A 22,249-nucleotide genomic window follows, 5' to 3' on the forward strand; every position below is an offset into this window, starting at 1 on the left:
TTACTATTTTATGTTAATTTTCAGCATAGTTGCCTGTGCCGCTCCTAGTTCTTTCTGGTGATAATTTTCAGGATTCACGATCTGATGATCAACTAAATCTTCGATTGAAATGATGGAACTTTCATCAATCCCAAGTCTGGAATAATCAATTTTTGCGGTTGCATGGCTATTCTCAAAATTAAACAGCGCAACATATTTTATTTTCCCTAGGTCTTTTATATATTGGTTCGAGGCGCCTTTTCCCATATCTCCATCTACAGGCCTAAAAGCTTTCCCATCAATAATAATGTTTAGCAGATCCTCATTTTGAAATAGTTTTTCGGCTCTTGCTTTCCACTGCCCATCAACCGAAAAATCATCACCAACAATTAATGTTCCTGTTACTATTGCAGATAGGGTTCTGGATACATTTGCTGCTTCGCTTTCATCGGCAAGAACAACATGGTCTCCATCAATATAATTATAAAGATAGGTTTGCCACCAGCCATTGGTTACGCTATTTAGGGTATATTTGGTATCCTTAATGCTTTTAAAGGCATCACAAGCTATTCTTCTTACTTGCACATATTTTCCAGATGCCATACTTGGAGAAATGGCTGCATAAACAAGCATTTTATTATCTAAACACTTTAACAAATATTCCATTCCTATGCGATAAGACTGCATTCCAGTGGTAATTTTTGGATCATAAAATTGGGTAGACTCTACAGCTGCGTGCCCTAGGAAATCAATCTTGATCATTTCGAAACCGCTTTCCTTTAAATGCGAAATTACGGAATTTATTCTTTTTTGTGTACCAGGATGGGTAGGATCCAAAGCCCTGGCGCCATCAAAATCGTGGAAACCATCATTAATTTTCGTCCACATCTCTCCAAAGGTATAATCACTGCCTGGAGCTTTTCTTTGCGGCCCACCATGAAAGCCCCAATCGGTAAAGGGTGCCCAATAAATGCCAGGTTTTAACCCTTTGCTTTTACAATAATCGGCAAACTTTTTCAACATCGTATAATCATTGCCTTTAAGCATATTATCCCAATAAGAATCTAGGTCGATGTATGCAATATTCCCTATGCGAAAGCTTTTCAGGTTGGTGGCAAAAAAATCAACAACTTGGGTTGCCTTTTCATAAGAAAGCTTCTCTTGTATTACACCCCAACTGTTCCATCCAACTGGCGTTGGGCCATTCCAATTGGCAACTATAGGTTTCTCAACTGCCCTAACAGTCTTCGCATAAATTTCCATTCCGTTACGCCAGTCGTCAAAATAACCAAATAGGATTTTTGAGGATGAAATGGAGTTTCCTTTTAAATAACCATGCTCAATCTTATCTCGGGTAATATCATAATTGGTGTAACCACATTCGGTTGCCAATTGCAAGTTAGACTGATTCAACATTCGAGTCTTTAGCCCTGTTTTCCATTCATTATGATTTAAGGTGCCTACAACATAGCCCTTTCGGCTTCCGTTATCATAAACAGAGGTGATCTCAGCACTAACATTTTCTTTTTTTAAGGTTAATAAATTGGCTTGATAGCTAATGAAAGTATCGTTATCAAAAGGAACGAATAGGCTAGTTTGAGTTGAAAAATCATTCACTCCTATTAATTCACCCTTTAATGGAAACATTTGATTGCTACTTAGATCTGTACCAAAAACCGTAACATCAATCACAAAAAAATCTTGGTCTGTGTAAGCAAAGATTGATTGTACCATACCAAATCCAGACTTATCTATAGTTTTAAACTTATACAGCAGACCTTTGCCAATTGCATTTCTAAAACTACTTCTGGAAGTTGTTCTTGTAACATAATCCTTAGAAGTTACTTTATTCTTGTTAACCAAAACCTCAGAGTAACCATCTCTTAAAACCTGCTTTCCGTTCACAAAAACATCAAAAGTACCTTGATCTGTTTTATAATTGACAAATGAATTTTTTCCATAGGGAATTTTTTGCGCCAGACAAGTAACACTGAGTAACCACAGAAATGTGATCATAAAACTGCTGCTGAACAATGATAAAAATTTCATTTTCATTAAGATTTTTGACTCGTAATATTAATCATTTTACCATTAATCCTGATTTTTAATTTGGTTGGCAACAGGCTATAAACTTTGTATGTAGTTACTTTTCCGTCTTTCCACTCAAAATCGAGGGTAAGGTTGCCAAGTGCCCTAACATCGGCAATTTTAACGAAAGCTTTCCATTCATTCGGGGTCAATAGCAGCGATTGACAAGCTTAAGCCATCATCGCTCCTCACCTCTAAAATTTCTTTTGTAGCATCAGCAAGCTGCAATGTTTTTATTGAGAAGACTAATGGCGCTGGATACCAGCCCTATAGATGTGAAATGTGACGGTTTTGGGGCTCTGTTTCCCAAAGTTCCATATTTGCGCAAACTTATTTCAGGCTAGGAGTTACACACCACACCCATGTCTCTGGCTAACACTTCCTACTGCAAATCGTGTTCGGGAATTGAATCCTATAGTCGATTGCCATGCTTGGCGCACGAAAACAAAAAAGCAGCTCTTTGCAGAACTGCTTTCAAAACTTAGGGTCGGTAAGAGGCCAATTCTCGAACCACCTTATAACTTCATTGGCTAGTTTGGCAGATTCAGATAACCTGGAGAAATTATAATTCCCAAACAGACCCACTTTCTAATTGTCCACTCTCCAATCATTTTTAGCAATCGTCAGCACATTTTTCAGCATTGAATGAATTATAGTCATCAGAAAATGCTTTATCAATTTGAGAATTTGTGTTCAATACTATTGTTGTTTCAGGTTTTATGTTGCTACTTTAAGTTGCTTTGTTGGTGGATATCATTTTTTAAGTTTTAGATGATGATATTAATCTCCATACTAAAAAAATGATAACGCTTGTTATTTGGCAAAAAGAAACTTACTTCATACTTTGTCTATTTCTGCTTATTGAAGCTTGGATAACTACTAAGAAAGAAGCAAAGGCCTGTTTTTTTTCATCAGATAAAATTTTTTCGGCCCCTTTGTAATTATTTGAGTTGTTTAGATCGCAATCTAAGTTTTTTAAGCATAAAAATTATGCCTATTACCTATCCAACAAACCTCTATTTATTAATAGGCTTAATTGAAACCGCAGCTCCCCCACCTGGAGCGAGCAATAATTTAAGCACACTTTTATGGGTGACCTTTATTTTTTTAATCTGATAAGATTCTGGATTGGTTTTCCAGTTAGCATCTTTCCCGTCTTCGTAAATTGTTGCCATATAAGTACGGTTTTTATCAAGAAAATCAAGGCTTATAACTGATTCTCTACTATTTGTTCCGGTAATTGCACCAATAAACCAATCCACTTTCCCTTTCGCCTTTCTGGCGATGGTAAGAAATTCGCCAGGCTCTGCCTCAACAATTTTCGTATCATCCCAATCTACAGCTACATCTTGAATAAACTTGAAAGCATCCATGTGGGCTGCATAATTTTCAGGAATATCAGCAGCCATTTGAAGTGGACTATACATGGTAACATAAAGCGCCAATTGCTTAGCCAATGTAGAATGCATTTGCCTATCTGGAACGCCGGGCGCATAATTCCTCAACTTAAATATTCCTGGTGTATAATCCATCGGACCACCAATTAAGCGTGTAAATGGCAATATAGTTTCATGCTCTGGTGGATTTCCATCTGCAAAAAAGTTCCATTCGTTGCCTCTACCAGCTTCAGAGGCCATAAAGTTTGGATAGGTACGCTGCAAGCCTGTTGGGCGAGTGGGTTCATGAATGTCAATCATCACGTGGTAATCTGCAGCCTTTTTAATTGATCGGATGTAATGATTAACCATCCACAGGCCGTCATGATGCTCACCATGCGGAATAATGCCTGAAACATAACCAGTTTTTAATGATCCATAACCATACTTATTCATAAAGCGGAAAGCAGTATCCATCTGCCTTTCGTAACTTGTTGCACCACCACCAGTTTCATTGTGCATAATCATTTTTACACCCTTTTCTTTTGCATAGGTTGAGATTTCTTTTACATCAAAATCTGGGTACGGCGTTACGAAATCAAATTTATCTTCCTTATCATCTGTCCACTCTTCCCAGACCTTATTCCAACCTTCTACAAGTAAACTTTCAATACCGTTTTTTGATGCAAAATCAATATAATGCTTAACATTTGCAGTGTTGGCCGCATGTCGTCCGTTTGGGATATATTTTCCTTTTAGATACAAACTATCCATTTGATCGGTATAGTTCCAACTGGTTTTGCCGACCTGCATTTCCCACCAAACGCCCATAAATTTCATCGGTTTTATCCAAGATGTATTCTCGATTTTGGCAGGTTCGTTTAGGTTAAGAATTATTTTTGAGGAAAGAATATCTGTGGCCTTATTGCTTACAATAATGGTACGCCATGGTGTTTTAAAGGGCGCACGCATGTAGGCCTTATTTCCACGGGCATCGGGCACCAAGCTAGAAGTAAGTTTGAAATTTGTTCTATCTACATGCATCTGCATTGATGAATAATCTACCAAAGCAGCCTCATGAATGTTAATGTATAATCCATTAGCAGCTTTCAGCATTAACGGCGTTTGAACCGCATATTGATCAGGAATATTTACCTCAATTTTTCCGCTGGAGATTAATCCCCATTTTCGTGCATCAACCTGACTTAACGGCGAGGTTGTATATTTATATTCATTGGAATCGAAATCTGCCGGAATCCAGAACGCCTTATGGTCGCCCGCCATATTAAATTCAGTCACTTCATCCCTTACAATAAAAGATTTCAAATTCGGCTGAGATGGAAATTCGTAACGAAACCCTACTCCATCCTCAAATACCTTAAAAATAATATCCAATAGAATAGATTTTTCACCTTGTTGCGCCAAATGAACGGTCAACTGCTTGTAATGGTTTCTAATTTGTGATACCTCTCCCCAAACTGGTTTCCAAGTTTCATCAACTGATGTAGAATCTATTTTGGTAACCTTAAAATTTTCGGTAAGAGAAATGTTTTGATCCAATTTAAATCCCATTGAGGAAGAAAGAACAGCTTTATCTTTACCATAATAAACCGAATATTGCGGTGTACCATTTGAATTGAGTGTAAATTCAATCCAACATATTTCATGCTTATTGATATTTTAGAGGACTGTTGCGAAAAAGCGCTTATTGAAAGCAAGTAAAAGGCAACAGTTGGAAAAAGGATTCGTTTAAAGGATATCATTGAATTTGTATAATGGGGTTAGGCTAAATAATTTTGAATCCTTTTATTTGGTGAGCACCATGTGCTGATATGGTTGAAGGAAAAGTTGGCTGGTTAAAGTTACCGCAGCACCCGTAAATCCATTTTTCCAAGCACCTTGCAAAACAGTAGGAATAGCATAAGTTGTTGCGTTACCGCGAACGCTTGCAATTACAAATACTTTCTGTGTAGCCGAAGATTTGGTAAAAGCAGCAACATCATCGCTACTGTAAACCGCCAAATCGCCGTTTTTAACTGCATCACTACCTTTTCTAAAGTTGATTATTTTCTTATACTCTGCTTTCATATCAGGATTGGTTGTCCAATCAATTGGTGTACGGTAGAAGAAATCAATACCTCTAGTGCAACCAACTTCTTGTCCATTGTAAATCATTGGAACCCCTTTCATAAATGAGGTAATCAAAAATGCCGACATTGATCCAGTTTTTCCGCCGTAAACACTCACTGGACTTCCACCTGTTAAATAAACATCGTGATTAGTAATGTACCTCACCACTTGCGATCCGGACAATGCAGGTGCATATTCGCTAGTATTCAAATCCTGCAACAGGGTTGCTGAGTTTGCATTTCCAAAAATCTTATTTTCCAAAGTTGAATAATAACCAAAACCGTAAACCATTTGAAAACCTGCTTTAAAGTGGTCATTTCTGGTTCCTTCGGCAAGCATAAGTAGTTTATGTGTAGTAATTCCCTTTAGCGCATCAATGGCTTGTTTCCAGAAATCGAGTGGAACAAAATCGGCAGCATCACAACGGAAACCGTCAATATTTGCTGTAAAAACCCAATACTTCATCGCATCAATCATGGCCAACCTCATATCTTGGTTGTTATAATTCAACGCTGCTACATCGGTCCAATTTGTTCCTGTTGGCGGAATAATATTACCGTTTGCATCTTGTTTATACCAGCTTTTGTTGCTCATCCAAGCATTATCCCAAGAAGTGTGACTGGCCACCCAATCAAACATAACGGCCATATTTCGCTCATGTGCTGCGTTAACCAATGCTCTCAAATCCTCAAGATTACCAAATTCGGTATTCACCGCTTTATAATCCTTAACGGCGTATGGAGAACCTAACCCACCTGCAGATTTTAAAATACCTACTGGATAAATTGGCATAAGGTATACAACATTTATACCCAATGCCTTGATGGAATCCATTTTCGCAGTAACGCCTTTAAAGTTAGCATCCTGACTAAAAGCCCTTAAATTTACCTGATAAATTACCGCATCGGTAGTCGCTGGAACGGCAGCGAATGGTGTACCGTATTGTGGGTACGAGGAATCGGAAACCACCTCTGCCCCATCCTTTTTGCAAAAGGTAAAAAGGGATATGCTTAAGAACAAGAAAGTCTTCAGCATGATATGCTTTTTATTATATTTCATTTTGGCTTATTTTAAACCCCTATGGCAAGCTATAGGGGAAATATTAATTTTTCTTTAGCTTATAATTATAGTTCGATGGATCATGAAGATCTAAAGTAATGGTGTAGTTTCCACTCGATGGTACGGTAATGTTGTTCACCGTGCCATTATAGCCAAAAACGGGGCTATCTGCATAAGCTAATTTCCCATTGGCATCTACGCCAAAATCAATTGTCCAAGCATTATTTGCTCGAAATTTAAATGATCCAGTTGAAACCATATCTGCGGTAACTGTCCAAACCTGTGTTGCCGTATTATAAACAAGTTGCGTATCGGTGCTCCATCCTCCCGGTGAGGCATCGCCTAAAATAGACCAAGTTGTTTTGGTTGCTGACCAAGTGTTGGTGTTGAGGTTTACCGAAACCTGAATGTAACCCGATGCTGGTGCGATTAATCCTGCGGCATTACCATCTACTGAAATTTTTCCTGCGCCTCCATCGCCATAATTAATGTGATCCCAATCTTTTGCTGAGGTCATTTTAAAATAATTGGTTCCTCCTGCCGGGATATAAATATAGGCCTCATAAATTTTTGGCAGCAATGCAGCAGCAGTTGGCGCTGTAGATGGCGACCAGCCTTGGTAATCGCCTGGAATGTACAATAACGGATAAACTGCTTGCGCCTGATACGTTTTTACACTTAGAGAAACAGCCTTGCTATAAGTTGCACGATCTTGGTAGGCTTTAACACGAAATACAAGATTGCCCGTTGCACCACTTGCAATTCCCATGGATAAAGCCAAATCGTTAAGGTCTTTCCCCTTGTACGATTTGCTTAACACATCATTACCCACCGCCACACTGGTAGCCTTGCTCCATGCAGCCGCACCAACGGTATCGGCAGGAACATCCACTTCGAGTGTATAAGTTACAGATGCCTTAATGGGAAAACTTACCGCCGGCCACGAAAACGTAACTACAGATGAGGTATCGGTAGCCGAAGACAATATCACAGCTGATTTGTTTGCGGTTAGTGAGGAACTAAATGATACTGATTTTAGTACCGTTAATTCCCTTTCTTTTTTACAGGATTGAAAAAGCCCTGCACAAAGAATTATAAATAGATATATAGATTTTTTCATCGTTGTAGATTTAATAGCCTGGATTTTGTTTTAAACCTGTATTTGCATTAAGCGCACTGGTTGGAATTGGGAACAATAACCTAAACGCCGGCACTGCTGGAGCGAAATCATGTGCCAGCAAAAACTTGTTGAACCTGATCATATCCTGTCTGCGGTGTCCTTCCCAATTTAGCTCGAAACCACGTTCGTTATACACATCTTCCAAGGTTGGGTTTGCTGCCAACGCACCTAAACCAGCACGTTGCCTAACTTGATCGATAAATGGTTTAGCCAATGCTGCATTGTTTAACCTCACATTACATTCTGCCTGCATCAATAAAATATCGGCATAACGGTAAATGGGGAAATCATTTGATTCTCCACTTCCATTCTGTGGCGGAACCGGAAAAAATTTCACGCCCCTAATGCCCTCATTTGGGCCCGCACCAGGATTATCTAGCGAGGTTACATCAAGCGTGTAAGTAACGCCGCCTGGCTGTGCGCCAACTAAGAATTGTTTTTTCCGAATATCATTATTGTCGTAACGATCGTAATAGGGCCTCGGAACTATTGTACCATTCCATCCACTAAAACCGAATAAAGCAACCCCATTCGGTCCGTTAACGCTACGCAAGGCATAAATATTTCTGGAAACGATATCAGCTGTTGCATAGATCGAAAGAATGGTTTCATCTTCTGGAAGTTTATCTCCAAACAATTCATAATATTGGTAACCTAGCGGACTTGCAGCATTTGCGCCTCCCGGGTGAAGTGTAAAACCACCTTGCCCCACAACAGCGCATGCAGCCAAACATTCAGCCCATTTCGGCGTGCCAGTATAAACCTCAGCATTAAGGTAAACTTTTGATAATAATGCATATCCGGCCCACTTGTTAAATCTACCGTAATACGTACCACCCTTGGTTTGTACAAGTTTATCAACGTTTTCGGTAAGTTCCTTAACAACGAAATTGTAAACCGTTGCCCTACTGGCCTGCGGAATTTTATCAACCGTGATGTTGTTATCGGTGTAAAATGGAACTGATCCAAAATCATCTATCAAAAGATAATAAAAGAAAGCCCTTAACACTTTTGCCTCGGCAATTTTCGATGCCTCCGCATTTGATTGTTGCAATTGATCTACCGCTAAATTTGCAGTATAAATGGATTTGTATAGCCAGTTCCAAGTGTTGTTAATGATGCCTGAACTTGGCAACCATTGGCGTTGATAAAGCTGGGCAAAATCCAACTGCCAATCTCCAGTATTTCGGTGAGGAATTACCTGTTCATCAGACGACATGGTATTCAAATCGTACCAACAGTTATCTGCGCCAGCATAACCTGTGCCCCAATTTCCTGAAACCTGCGAATATACATTCGCCAATGCTACATCTGCTCCTTTCGAAGAGCCATAAAATTCTGTAGCCGAATATTTGTCGTAAACACTTTCATTAATCTTTTTGCAACCCTGTGTTGCCAATGTGATAACGATTAAGCTTAATAATATCTTTTTCATCTTAATTTCTATTTAAAAACCACATTTAAACCCAAAGAAAATGTCCTTGTTCTTGGATAAATTCCGCCATCAGAGCCAGATCCACTTCCGCCACTTACATTTAATTCTGGATCTATTCCTGTATATTTCGTAATCAATAAAAGGTTCGATCCAGTAAGCGATAACCTTAAAGAACTTACATATTTGATTTTCTCCGTTTTCACTGTGTAGCCGAATGAAAGGTTTTCCCATCTTAAGTATGCGCCATTCTCCAGCCATAAATCTGAGCTATATTGCGAAGTGTACAAACCAAGGGGAATGGCACTTTCCAATACGTTCGATTTTCCTAAACTCTCAAAATAACTTAGGCTTGGGCGCAAGGTGTTATAAATTTTATTGCCACCTGATCCTCTCCAAACCATGGAGGCATCGAAGTTTTTATACCTGAAACTTGGGGTAAAAGCGTAAGTATATTTTGGAATAGCCGAACCTGCAATTACGCGATCAGGACTTTGATTTCCTTGATCGATAATACCATCGCCATTTTGATCTACAACGGTTTCTGCATTAGCGGCATCCTTACCTTTATGTTGCAAAATATTAAATGTTCCGATTGGCATACCCTCAATTAAGTATGAATTAATGCCCCACGAAACGTAGTTTGTATTTAATGGAACACCTGCAATGCTACCGCTTAGGCTCAACACCTTATTTTTCAATAACGAACCATTACCCGCTAACGTTAAAACCGTATTTTCAGTTTTGATCACATCGTAACTTAAAGTTAGCTCCAAACCCTTGTTTTCCAAACTGCCTACGTTAGCCGTAATATTTGGGTAAGGAAAAGGTGGCTGAGGTACCGTATAGCCAAATAAAAGATTATCAGTAGTTGCCGTAAAGGCATCAATAGTTCCACTGATGCGGCCGCCCAACAATCCGAAATCCAAACCAATATTGGTCTGTTTCCTAGTTTCCCAGCGTAAATCAGGATTTGCATTTTGGCTTACTACAAAATTGGTTATTGGTGCACCACCAAAATAAGTTACCCCAGAATAGCCAACCAATTGCAACGATCCTTGCGGAGATAGCCCTTGTTGGTTTCCGGTGATCCCAAAACCACCACGTAACTTAAGTGAGGTAAAGATTTTCTGATCTTTCATGAAAGATTCCTCATCTATTTTCCAAGCTATGGACGCTGATGGAAAATCACCCCATTTGTGATTTACGCCAAATACTGAAGAACCATCTCTCCTATAACTTGCCGTAATGAGGTAGCGATTTTTATAAGAATAGTTTACACGCCCTAAGAAAGAAACAAGATTTCTATCATTTTTATAAGATGACATATCACCAGGAGTCACTTTAGAAAGATCGCCCAATTGAAGTGCGTTATAAGTTGCAATATCATTAATGAAACCTTTCGCTTGTGCAAAATTACCATTGTAAGTTTGTCCCTGCGTTTCGTAAACGGCAACAGCATCAAGGTTGTGGTCACCAAAATTGACTTTGTAGTTTAAACTGATATCCATCAATTTCTCATCATTATGATAGTTATTGATGTTTGCAATACCCTGATTATCAATAGCCGAAGATACCGTTGAACTTGCAGGAAGATAATATCCAGAATTTCCATCAACCTTTCTCCAACTCCCAAACCAGCCCAAACTTAAGCCTTTGTATAATTGCAGATCTGCACGAAGACTTCCGAACAAACTGTTAATGTGGTTTTCATTTACAACCGTATTGGCAACTGCATAAGGATTAACATATTGAAAAACATTTGGATCTGAGTAATAACTACCATCGGTATTGTAAACAGGATCTGTTGGGCGAGTTACGTACGTATTCGAAATTAAATTGGAACGAAAGCTTTCTCTACCCACTCCCGTCGGACTATAATTAGTGTTATTAATCCCGTTATTCAGGTTCATGGTTAAGGTTAATTTATCATCAAAAGCCTTTTGTGTTGCTTGAATTCTACCGATATAGTTTTTGTAGTTTGATTTGATAACCGAGCCAGTTTGTAGAATAGCCGAAAGCGAGGCCCTGTAATTGAAACTGTTTGCCCCACCACCAAAAGCAATGGTGTGGTTTTGAGTAACTCCAGTTTGTGTAAGCAAGTTATACCAATCTGTGCTTGAGCCATGGTTTGCAGATGCTGGAACACTGTAAAGTTGTGCTTGTTGCCACCATTGATCGGCATCGAGCAATTTTATTCCCTTTGGAAGAACATCTACAGAAGCGTTGGCCGTATATTCTACGCTAGATTTGCCTGCCCTATTTTTCTTAGTGGTGATGATAATTACACCTGGAGCACCTCTAGAACCGTAAATTGCTGTTGCAGAGGCGTCTTTCAAAACATCTACTGATTCGATTTCACTTGGCGGAACCTGGGTTAAAAGATCCATATTTCCTTGAACGCCATCGATTACCACCAATGGATCGTTTCCACCAATTAAGGAAGTGATACCACGGATACGAACACTTGGTGAAGTTCCTGGCTCACTTCCCGTTTGGCTAATGTTAACGCCAGCAGCTTTACCTGTAAGTTGTTGCAATGGGTTTGTAATGGAACCTGGGTTCAAATCCTTGCTGCTAATTGTGGAAACCGCACCCGTTAAATCAGATTTTTTAACCGTTCCATATCCAACAACTACCACTTCAGAAAGTGATTTTGCGTTAGGAACTAACGCAACAGTGATTGCTAAATCAGCTAGTATTGTTTTCTCAATCGGATCATAGCCTACATAACTAATCGTTAAGGTTAGTGGGCCTTTGCCAGCTGAGGTAAATTGAAAGTTACCATCATTGCCAGTGGTAATTCCCTGATTGGTTTCCTTAACCTTTATGCTTACGCCAGGAAGAGGAAGATTTCGCTCATCTACGATCTTACCTTTGAAAGTATTGCTTTGTGCAAAAACATTGATTGAAAAAAGGAGTGCCAGAATGGCCAGACCATACTTGTATAAGTACGCTTGCTTCATAGTAATTATATTTGGTTATTAATTGGATTAGTATAGCGTATGGTTTTTTGCTATAGATCAAAGAAAGGGAGGATTTAGAGATCAATCAATATCCTAAAAGTTGAATATTAAAAATATCAAGAGAATACAAACATTAAAATACTGATATACAGTAATTTAAATCTTTTTCAGCAATACAATAATATAGATAGTTATTAACCACATTGAGGGCTTCATAATTAGTTTAGTCTAAAGATTTTGACTTATTTTTTTGATATTGATTCAGATTCGCGATCACCACAAAGAACTTATTTCCAAAGCCTTAATCGATATTAGTGTATGTAATTTCTATACCGCAGATTTGTGAGGCAAATTTGATTTTAACGAATGGTACTTTAGTAGAATTCAATGCAGAAATGATAACATGAGAAAAATTAAAACCATACTTACCACCACAACCTTATTTTTTACTTTAATTATTAGTACGGTAGCGCAGCAAACTGTTTCGCATTTACCTAAACGAAGTGATGCTACTTTATATCAAATCAATATTCGCACTTTTAGTAAAACTGGCAATTTAAAAGGCATTCTACCGCGACTGGATTCCATTAAAAATTTAGGAATAAATGTAGTTTACCTCATGCCCATTTACCCCATTGGTAAAATTAATTCTGTGAATTCACCTTATTGTGTGAGCGATTACACGTCGGTGAATCCAGAATTTGGCGATTTTGCCGACCTAAAAACACTAGTTGATAGTATTCATAGTAAAAAAATGGCGGTTATATTAGATTGGGTTCCAAATCATACCGCTTTCGATCACAGCTGGATAAAGAACAAATCTTGGTATCTGCAGGATAGCACTGGCAAAATTTTAAGTCCACCGGGAACAAATTGGCTGGATGTTGCCCAGCTAAATTTCAAGAACATGGATATGAGGACTGAAATGATTAAGGACATGAAATATTGGATCACGAATGCCAATGTAGATGGTTTTAGATGTGATTATGCCGATGGTCCGCCTTTCGATTTTTGGAAAGAGGCCATTGCCACCTTGAGAGCCATTCCTAATCATAAGTTGATGTTTTTGGCCGAGGGTAAAAGAAGTGATCATTACAAAGCTGGCTTTGATTATAATTTCGGCTTTCTTTTTTTCGAGGATTTAAAAGATATTTTCGCAAAACAGAAATCTGTAAAATCTATCGACACCATTAATTTAGTTGAGCATAAAGGTGCTTCAAACGGGCAGCAAATTGTTCGATACACTACCAATCATGATGTTAATGGTTCTGATGGCACACCACAAGATTTGTTTGGAGGTAAAGATGGATCAATGGCTGCCTTTGTTGTAGCTACGTACATGAATAGTATTGTTATGATTTACAACGGGCAGGAAGTTGGCACACCATACCGACTTGTATTCCCCTTTACTGGTAAAAAAATCGATTGGAATACTAATCAATCATATACTGCATCATATAAACAAATTATTGCATTTCGAAACAGTAGTTTCGCATTGAGAACTGGCAAATTAACTTCTTACACCACAAATGATGTTTGTGCTTTTACAAAAATCAAAAGTAAAGCAAAGGTATTTGTGCTATCAAATCTTCGGAACAAACAGGTTCAATTTGCCACTCCAAAAAAGCTCATCAATTCTAAATGGGTAAATGCGATTACGGGAGCGGTGTATCAGCTTGGCGAAAGCATTTTATTAAATCCCTATGCCTATTTAATACTTAAGCAGTAATTATTCGGTAGATTCTTTAACTGCTTTGATCTGCATAATTTTGTCTTCAAATTCTTCATTAAGAACGAAAGAGCGATTCTTAACTTTTGTTTTGTAGGTATAAATCGTATTTACGGAATAGTTAAGAATGGTGGCAATGGTTTCGTTCTCATCAATCCCAAGTCTAATCAAGGCAAAGATTCTAAGTTCAGTATTTAAGAGATCTTTATCAGAAAGTATGATTTGAAAATCTTCAATAAAAAGGGCATTAAAATCATTTACGAAGTTTGGGAACAGGTTTAAGAATACCTTATCAAAACTATGCGATAGGTTTTCCCGCTCCAGATCAGTGTTCAATTTTCTCATCATTAGGCTAATTCCACTGTAATCTTCAGCCTTAATATTCTTTTCAACTGCCCTTTTTAGCTTATCCAACTTCTCGATATAGCTAGAATGGATATTGAAGAAATTTCCAATGTATTCATCCTTAATGAGATTGGCCTCATCCAATTTGGTATTAATTCGCGATAATGACCTATTGGATTTATCGAGCTCAAAATTAACCAGTTTTAAGGAATCATTTGCATTATTCAGATCAGCATTTTTTTCGATGATGAGTCGATCGGCTACCCTTAATTTTTTGAGTTGTTTCAAGGTGATGTATGCGAACACAAAAACAATTACAATTAGTAGCGTAATGGTAGAGGCATAGATTGTTAACAGATTTTTCTGCTTCTCAATACCATTAACCTTCTCACTTTGGATAATGGGCATAATATTACTAATCTGTGCTTCGCGGTGTCTTGCGCCATAAAAATTGGCATCATCAATGGCATAATTAATATAACTAAAAGCCGTCTTAATATCGCCCTGCTGGTAAAGATAATTGGCCAGATTTGTTAGCGCCACCCCCTCTTTTGTAGAATTTGTGTTATCAACAATAGCCGCTTTTAGCAACATTTCTAACCCTAATTGAGTTTTCTTCAACTCGAAATATGTGAAACTTAAGCAACTCAGGTTAACTGCACTATCCTGATAAGTTTGTTTTAATCCAAGAATATGCTCGTAAATATTCGATGCCTTTTGATATTCCTGCATCCTGATCGACTTAAGTCCAGCAGCCGAAAGATATTCGTAGGATTTAGGCTCAGATTCGTGTAAGATGGAATCGCAGTAGCGCAACCCTATCAAATTATATTGAGTGTAATAATCGGCAATCTTATCATAATCTGCTAGATCGAAGTGACTTCTCGCCTGCAAAAACAAGTATTCATACCTTGCCCTTGCATCCAATTTAGACAAATTTACCAACTTTAGGGTATCCAAACCTTCCTTAAACATTCCTGCCGAAACGAGCACGAAACCCATTTTTATCTTGGAAAGATTGATCTTTTGATCATCATTAAGCGAGCGAGCAGTCGCATTCAGTTTTTTACAATAAAAATAAGCTGAATCGTGGATGTAAGACTTATAGGCATTGAATAGCTTGTCGTAATTTTTGTAACGATTTGGTAGAGATCCGTAATCTTGGTTTAAGTTGGCCCTTATTCGTTCTATTGAAAATACCTTTTTTTGATCGAAAGCACCACGATTGGAAAGTCTGCCATTCAATACTTTTTGCAAGCTATCTACATCTGCAAACGCATGAATCGATAACAGCATTGATACCGCAATTATAGAAAAAATATGATAAAACTTTTGTTTTTTCACCGCCGACTTTATCTTTTGCATGGAGTTTCGCTACCTAATTAACGGCTAAATTTAAACCATGCAATATGATCAAAATTCGTGTAATAATAAAATCTTCAAAACCATGCACCCTTGAAAACTGAGGAGGGACTGTTGGGATTCCCTATTTCCGAACATTCGCCTTTCCTTTATGGATAGAGGATAACGTGTGGATCGATGGCGGCGTTATTATTCTTCCAGGGGTACCCTCGGGAAAAACACCGTTAGTGGAGCTGGTAGTGTAGTCACCCGCTCCATACCTGGAAACGTGGTGGCTTTCGGAAACCAATGTAATCAGAAAGAATAGCCCTAACGCCTGATCAAATAAACAACATTCGTGTGAACAAAATTAAGGCCGTGATCTTTGACCTTGACGGCACATTGGGCAATACATTACCATTATGTATCGCTGTATTTAAAAATTCCATTGAGCCTCTTATCAATCACTCCCTTTCCGATGAGAAAATTCTTGCGACCTTTGTACTTTCGGAAGAAAGAACGATTATAGGTTTGTCCCCGCAAAACCATGAAAGGGCTATCTCTTTTCAGATAGCTTAATTATATTCTTAATTAGAGATTTAGAATGGTAGCAATGCAAACGATATGCTTTTTTATTTTACAATTCCATTCCGCAATGCATAGAATATTAATTGTACACTGTTTTTTGTTCCAATAAAACCCATCAATCTTCTTGTTGCACTTTCATCAGTTTTTCTGCTGATAAACATCCTTTCACTAATTTGAAAAATAGTTGCCCCCCAGCCATAAGTTTCAATAGCGCTACGGTTTATAAAGTGTAATGAAAACAAAGCTCAAAAACAACTTTTCTAAGCAACAAAAAACCCCTCTAAGTTATCCTTAAAGGGGTTTGAAGCAAGTGGGCCCACCTGGGCTCGAACCAGGGACCAAAAGATTATGAGTCTTCTACTCTAACCAGCTGAGCTATAGGCCCGGGAAAAAACATTTGTTTTTTGCGAGTGCAATGTTACAAATTTGAATTCGATTTTGGAAAATGTTTTTATCGAAAATTTTAAAAAAATCGAGATAAACTCATTTTCAGTTGCTTACTCCCCAAGATTTGTTTGGCTTTGCACCCATTTCGAGTTCTAGCTTACCGCCATTCATCAATTGCTCGTGAGAAAACCAAGGCGTATTTAAAACCTTTCCGTCAAATTTTGCACTTTGAATATATTTATTGATCACTGAGCTTTTATTCGCAATCAATTGAAATTTCTTTCCGTTAGGTAAATCGATGGTTACGTTTTCAAAAACAGGACTACCAATCGTGTACATTGGAATTCCTGGTGTAACAGGGTAAAATCCCATTGATGAAAATACCATAAAGGCTGTCATTCCGCCACCATCTTCATCGCCAGGAATGCCGAAAACATTATCCTTAAACCAAGTATCTAACAAAAAGCGGATGCGCTTTTGGGTTTTCCAAGGTGATGCTGTAAAATTATAAAGGTATGGAATATGAAAACTCGGCTCGTTACCCATTGAATACTGACCAACCAAACCGGTAGCATCTGGCAATTTTGCCCAAAAAGCATATTTTGCTCTTCCTAAACTTTCTCTATAAAGCTGATCAAGCTTATTTTCAAAGTTTTGAGATCCACCGAACAATTCCTGCAAGCCCTTTATATCATGCTGAACTTGCCAAATGTAGGTCCAACCATTATTTTCATCATAATAATCTCTAGCTCCCATTCCGCCATCAAAACTTGGATCGATATTAATCCATTTTCCATCCTTATCCTTTGGCATAAACATTTGATTTTTCGAATCCCAAAGATTACGGTAATTTTGACCGCGAGCATTAAAACGTTTGTAATCATCATTTTTACCTAGGTTTTTGGCGAATTGACCTAATGCCCAGTCATCGAAACTATTTCCGAGTGTAACCGCAACGGCTTGCCTTTTCTCCCATGAATGTACCGCAGTGTCAGTTTCCTTTTCTCCAGGTTTTAATGCTGGAATAAACCCTTTTTCATAATAAAAATGATCTAATGGCCCGTTTTTTCCATTCTTCCAAGGCATCATCGTGGCTTCATCAGCATTTTTTTTCATTCCCTCATAGGCCTTTTCAACATTGTAGTTTTTTAAGCCCTTATTATAGGCATCTAGAAAAACAATTGTTGAATGAAAACCATTCATACAAGGATTATCGCCAAACAGAACTGGAAATGTAGGCACCCAACCACTTTGCTCATACATCGAAACATAAGAATTTAACATATCTTCCTCTTGTTTTGGGTTTAACAAGGTTCTAAGCGGATGATGTGCTAAATAGCTATCCCAAGTCCAGTCATCAACATAAAAAGGGCGAACAGTTTTATGAATTTTATTATCGTAACCGCTATAATATTGCCCATCTTCAGTAATATCCACCATTCGCTCGTAAGTGCGGTAAAGTGCCGTATAAAAAGATCGCTTTTGCGCTTCAGTTCCGCCGGTGGTTTTAATCTGATTGATCACTTTCGACCATGCCTCTTCACCGTTTTTAACTAACGATTCAAAGCTTTGGTTTTTAAATTCGTTATCAAAATTCTTACGGGCCTGTGCTGCACTTATATAAGATATAGCATATTTAAATGATACGTTTTTACTAGAACTTTGAGAGAACGCAATGAAAGCCTTAATTCCCTTTCCATTAACGGAACGATCGTTCGAAAGCTGACCATCTTTCGCTATACCCAAACTTGCTCCTGCACTAAAAACGCCATATAAATAAACCTTAACTTTATCGTGATAGGTTTCCAAGCCCATTATTTCAGTATCGGAAATGAATTTAAAATTGCTTTCGCCATCGTTGTAAACACCAAGCAAGATCGATTTTGGTGTGTTATCTGCAAACTCAAATTTATAAAAACCAACCTTTTTACCCGGCACAAATTCTACCTTAATATCCTCATCAATTAGAAAAGTAGAATAATACCAAGGTCTGGTAATTTCTAGTTCATGATCGTAAGTCGACCTATTTCTCCAACTATTAACATTTAGTTTGTTAGCCGTTGGCATAATTGAGAAAACCTCACCAAGCCTGTGCGAAACCACGTTTAATGGAAAATTAGAAATCTGATCGTCCATATAATCCTTACGCATAGGGAACATCCTAATCATTTGATTTGGCAGCTGCACAGTTGGCCGTGTGGGCTCTAAAAGTTGCCCAACATTCCCTATTCTTGGATCAACATACTTAAGATTTCCTGCACCCGCATAATCTTGCGAAAATGAAGTGAAAGTTACTAATCCCAACAAAACGGTCAAATAATTTTTAAGTCTTTTTCCTTTAATCATAATTGCCATCATTTTACTAAATTAATCGATTTAGTAATGAAAATTTAAAGGATTAAATGTAAATCTTTCTAATGGAACATTTCATAACATTTTGGTTAAACAACATCGCTCTAAAACTAGAATGTTGATAAAACGGCTTATTATCTTCCTTAAAAAGAGCATTGAATAGGTTATTTTTGCATGAGATATGAATACCCCCGATTCGGAAAACCAACTCTTTTTAGATTTTTTAAGCACCACCAACCAACCTGTTTTTTTAACCGGAAAAGCGGGAACTGGAAAAACAACATTGCTCCGTAAAATTAGAGACACCACTAAGAAAAACTTTGCTATTGTGGCGCCAACAGCGGTTGCGGCAATTAACGCAGGTGGCGTTACACTACATTCGTTTTTTCAGATTCCATTTGGTCCATTAGTGCCGATAATTGATGAAAGTAACGAAAGCCAGCAGCTTAAATATTCTGATGAAAAAACAAGATTACTGCGGTGTTTGGAACTATTGATAATCGATGAGATTGGTATGGTTCGGGTAGATATTATCGATTTTATCGACCGTACCTTAAAAGCGGTTAAGGGTTCGAACAGGCCATTTGGCGGCGTACAGGTTTTAATGATTGGCGATTTGTATCAATTATCCCCTATTTTCCACGATGCATGGCATATTCTGAGCGCACATTATAAGAGTCCGTATTTTTTCGACAGCCTAATTTTTCGTTCTACACCGATGATCACTTTTACTTTGGATAAGGTTTATCGCCAATCGGATCCAACATTTCTGAATATCTTAAACGGAATGCGGGAAAACAGTTTGGATGGCGAGCTTCTTGAAAAATTAAACGAGCGCTATGATCCAACTTTAGATCAGGAATGGAAAGACGATTACATCACTTTAACTACTCACAATCAATTGGTTTCGCAAATTAACCAAGGTTGTTTAGCAAAGCTTGATGGTGAAGTTTTTGAGTTTGATGCGCAAATTACTGGCGATTTTCCGAAAGATGCGTACCCAACAGATGAGAAATTACATTTGAAATTAGGCGCACAAATTATCTTTATCAAAAATGATTCATCGGGCAAAAAGCAATTTTATAATGGTAAGGCAGCGAAGATTACCGAGATTAATAAAGACACTATCAAAGTAGTTTTTACAACCGAACAGAACGAAATTGAGGTAGAAAGAGAAATTTGGCAAAATGTAAAATATAGCCTCAGCGCCGAAGAAAACAAGATTAACGAAACCAGTACTGGATCTTTTTCTCAATATCCTTTTAAATTGGCCTGGGCAATTACAGTTCATAAAAGTCAGGGATTAACTTTTGATAAAGCCATTGTTGATGTAAGCACGGCTTTTACACATGGCCAAGCATATGTAGCTTTAAGTCGTTGCCGAAGTTTGGAGGGTTTGATTTTAAAATCGCCAGTGAAGCTGGAGAACATCATAACGGATGAAAAAGTAACACGGTTTACGGCAAACAGCCATCAACAGAAACCCAATGCCGAATTACTGGAAAAATGTAGTCAGGAGTATGTTTGGGGATTAATTCGCGAGTTATTGGATTTTTCTTTGGTGGCAAAAGATTGGGAAAAGTTGGGCAGGTCGAAGCTGATTGATAAGGAGGAAAAAAATGCCTTTTTAGCTTTGTACGAGCAGGACAATGAAATTTTAGTCAACTCGATATTTAAAGTAGCCAGAAACTTCATCGCCCAAGAATATGCCAAGGTTTCTTTAGATCAAAATCCAGCAACCCAAAATGCTTTCATGGAACGTTTGCAAAAAGCATCTGCCTATTTTATTCCAAAGCTCGAATCTACTATTACCTTGATGGATAAAATTGTTGCCCTGAATTTCTACAGCGACATCCATTCCGAGAAATTATTAAGTAAACTCAAAGATTGTAATGACGCCTTAAAATTGAAGTTGGCCTTGTTTAAGATCTCTTGGATTCCATTCTCGATTAAAACATATATTGATACTTTTCACGCTGCCAGCAACAGAAAACCTGCTGAAAATAAACCCATAAAATCGAGCATAAAACCCAAGGAAATTACAAATCCGCAGGTATATAAAAACTTAACGGAATGGCGAAAAACAGTGGCGACCCAAAGAGGCGTACAGGATTATGCCGTACTTTCTGATTTAGCATTACTTTCCATTGCAGAAAAAATGCCGAGAACAACCGATCAGCTGGCGGCAATAAAAAGTGTGGGTATTGGCAACGCAAAAGAACTCGGGCAGTACATTACCAGAATCGTTAACACACATTTAGGAACGAGTGAATTATTCTAAAAACCTAAGAATTAATGGCACTCAAAATAAAAAAGATGTTCAACAGAATATAGATAATTAGCAAACCAATCGAAAATATTCGATCAAAACGATTTGCCTTTTCGACATTACCTTTTTTAATCATTTTAAGCGAAAAAGCCGTAGAAACAATCACGATTAAAATGAAGATAAGTGTGATGCCATGCAGGGTATCAACCAATGTAAAAGTTGTAGATTCAGGTAACGAACCATCAATAATATACTTGTTACCAATCACAGCAAAAAGTGAACCTACGCTCAATCCAAAGCGAGAATCGATACTATCTGAATGAATGTAAAAGCACATGTAAGCAATTAAAAAAGCCACGTACATCCCCAAAAACATCTTCCAGAAAAGCCCAAATGCATCCCTACTCAAACCAATCTTAACCTTAAAACTGCTGTATTCTGTGTGTGGAGCCTTCACGCTTGGATCTCCAAATGCGGTTTCATAAATCTTAATTCCAGATGAAGCCTTTAAGCTATCAATATTCCATCCACGAAGTGTAAACCTTGGATCGAATTGTTTCCCCAAAGTATCAGGAACGAAGATTAATGATTGAGCATCGAACTGCGAATTTTCTATGGAAAGCCTCAACGTTTGATGATCAAACGGAAAATTGTCTATCGCCCAAGAATCTTTCATTACACATTGCAATTTCATTAAAAGGTACACTTCATTTCCACTGGTATCGATAGTAGAAAACGACTTGGTAACTGTTTTAGCCTGCGGTAATTCGAGGTTGTCTACAAAATTGAAATCCTTATTTTTATATTTAAGCCAGAGCCAGAAGTTTACAGTATATTCCTTATCCTTAAAATTAATATCGTGAATACTCGTAACATAAATTCCGGTTTTAACAGTATCTGGATTAATTGCTTGGGCAAACAGGCTATTATTTATGAGGAACAATTGGCCAAAAACCAATAACAGAAAGCATTTAAGTATTTTCAAGGGGACGTTTAATATAATGGTTTGGGGTGATGGTTAAAGATAG

Annotated in this window: 13 protein-coding genes and 1 tRNA gene; 3 read left to right on the top strand and 11 right to left on the bottom strand. The window is 37.9% G+C overall.

Translation table 11 applies throughout. The annotated features are described in order from the left end of the window. Positions 1–3 precede the first annotated feature (3 nt). The 7 genes from EZ449_RS12885 to EZ449_RS12915 form a co-directional block, all read right to left on the bottom strand. Positions 4–2,028 (bottom strand): alpha-amylase family protein, encoded by a 2,025-nt coding sequence (locus EZ449_RS12885; protein WP_131559381.1) that lies wholly within the window; start codon positions 2,026–2,028, stop codon positions 4–6. A gap of 5 nt (positions 2,029–2,033) precedes the next feature. Then, positions 2,034–2,219, bottom strand: coding sequence for a hypothetical protein (locus tag EZ449_RS12890; RefSeq protein WP_131559383.1), 186 nt, complete (start codon positions 2,217–2,219; stop codon positions 2,034–2,036). 864 nt (positions 2,220–3,083) lie between these two features. Then, positions 3,084–5,120 carry a glycoside hydrolase family 97 protein gene (locus EZ449_RS12895; protein WP_131559385.1) on the bottom strand — a complete coding sequence of 679 codons (2,037 nt, stop codon included), beginning with the start codon at positions 5,118–5,120 and terminating at the stop codon, positions 3,084–3,086. A gap of 129 nt (positions 5,121–5,249) precedes the next feature. Then, on the bottom strand, positions 5,250–6,632 hold the full coding sequence (locus EZ449_RS12900) for an alpha-amylase family glycosyl hydrolase (RefSeq protein ID WP_131559387.1): 1,383 nt from the start codon (positions 6,630–6,632) through the stop codon (positions 5,250–5,252). 43 nt (positions 6,633–6,675) lie between these two features. Next, on the bottom strand, positions 6,676–7,752 hold the full coding sequence (locus EZ449_RS12905; protein ID WP_131559389.1) for a SusE domain-containing protein: 1,077 nt from the start codon (positions 7,750–7,752) through the stop codon (positions 6,676–6,678). 10 nt (positions 7,753–7,762) lie between these two features. Continuing rightward, on the bottom strand, positions 7,763–9,247 hold the full coding sequence (locus EZ449_RS12910) for a RagB/SusD family nutrient uptake outer membrane protein (protein ID WP_131559391.1): 1,485 nt from the start codon (positions 9,245–9,247) through the stop codon (positions 7,763–7,765). An 8-nt stretch (positions 9,248–9,255) separates the two neighbouring features. Next, positions 9,256–12,210 (bottom strand): SusC/RagA family TonB-linked outer membrane protein, encoded by a 2,955-nt coding sequence (locus EZ449_RS12915; protein WP_131559393.1) that lies wholly within the window; start codon positions 12,208–12,210, stop codon positions 9,256–9,258. 403 nt (positions 12,211–12,613) lie between these two features. Between EZ449_RS12915 and EZ449_RS12920 the strand changes: the two genes are divergently transcribed. Then, positions 12,614–13,939: an alpha-amylase family glycosyl hydrolase gene (locus tag EZ449_RS12920; protein WP_131559395.1), complete on the top strand. Its 1,326-nt coding sequence runs from the start codon at positions 12,614–12,616 to the stop codon at positions 13,937–13,939. Here EZ449_RS12920 and EZ449_RS12925 read toward each other — a convergent pair whose 3' ends face one another. Beyond that, positions 13,940–15,649, bottom strand: a complete 1,710-nt coding sequence (locus tag EZ449_RS12925; protein ID WP_165499756.1) for a DUF6377 domain-containing protein — start codon at positions 15,647–15,649, stop codon at positions 13,940–13,942. A gap of 336 nt (positions 15,650–15,985) precedes the next feature. On the opposite strand from EZ449_RS12925, the gene EZ449_RS12935 reads away from it, so the two are divergent. Then, positions 15,986–16,204, top strand: a complete 219-nt coding sequence (locus EZ449_RS12935) for an HAD hydrolase-like protein (RefSeq protein WP_131559400.1) — start codon at positions 15,986–15,988, stop codon at positions 16,202–16,204. Between the two features lie 320 nt (positions 16,205–16,524). Here EZ449_RS12935 and EZ449_RS12940 read toward each other — a convergent pair. After that, positions 16,525–16,598 (bottom strand) — tRNA-Ile (locus EZ449_RS12940). 104 nt (positions 16,599–16,702) lie between these two features. After that, positions 16,703–18,946, bottom strand: a complete 2,244-nt coding sequence (locus tag EZ449_RS12945; protein ID WP_131559402.1) for a GH92 family glycosyl hydrolase — start codon at positions 18,944–18,946, stop codon at positions 16,703–16,705. Positions 18,947–19,133: 187 nt separating this feature from the next. Between EZ449_RS12945 and EZ449_RS23385 the strand changes: the two genes are divergently transcribed. Continuing rightward, a complete protein-coding gene (locus EZ449_RS23385) occupies positions 19,134–21,233 on the top strand; it encodes an HRDC domain-containing protein (RefSeq protein ID WP_131559404.1) in 2,100 nt (699 codons plus the stop codon). Positions 21,234–21,237: 4 nt separating this feature from the next. On the opposite strand, the gene EZ449_RS12955 is transcribed toward EZ449_RS23385, so the two are convergent. Continuing rightward, positions 21,238–22,206 carry a ligand-gated ion channel gene (locus EZ449_RS12955; RefSeq protein WP_131559406.1) on the bottom strand — a complete coding sequence of 323 codons (969 nt, stop codon included), beginning with the start codon at positions 22,204–22,206 and terminating at the stop codon, positions 21,238–21,240. Positions 22,207–22,249: the final 43 nt, after the last annotated feature.

This window comes from Pedobacter frigidisoli, assembly GCF_004331675.1.
Taxonomy (GTDB): domain Bacteria; phylum Bacteroidota; class Bacteroidia; order Sphingobacteriales; family Sphingobacteriaceae; genus Pedobacter; species Pedobacter frigidisoli.